The sequence below is a fragment of the Microvirga sp. HBU67558 genome (assembly GCF_018069605.1).
Taxonomy (GTDB): domain Bacteria; phylum Pseudomonadota; class Alphaproteobacteria; order Rhizobiales; family Beijerinckiaceae; genus Microvirga; species Microvirga terrae.
Genome location: NZ_JAGPUP010000069.1, coordinates 1 through 263, shown reverse-complemented (window position 1 = coordinate 263; position 263 = coordinate 1). Strand labels below are relative to the sequence as shown.

Here is a 263-nt window from a genome sequence, read left to right as displayed (position 1 = left end):
TGGCGCTTGCGGCCCTTCACCTTCTTGGCACCGTCGTAGCCACGCGGTCCGCCCATCTCAGAGGTTTTCACTGATTGGCTGTCGATGATCGCTGCACTCGGCTGAGGATTGCGGCCGGTCTGACAGCGGTAACTCTCGCGCAAGGCTTGGGTCACGTGTTCCCAGGTGCCATCCTCGCGCCACCGGGCATAATGGTAGAAGACGGCACCACGCGGGGGATACTCATGCGGCAGCAGCCGCCATTGGGCGCCGGTGCGCAGCAG

Annotated in this window: 1 protein-coding gene; it reads right to left on the bottom strand. The window is 64.3% G+C overall.

Going from position 1 to position 263, the window contains the following annotated elements; genetic code table 11:
- Positions 1-263, bottom strand: a 263-nt coding sequence (locus KBI52_RS00270; protein ID WP_210804725.1) for a transposase, incomplete at both ends; no start/stop codon positions are given.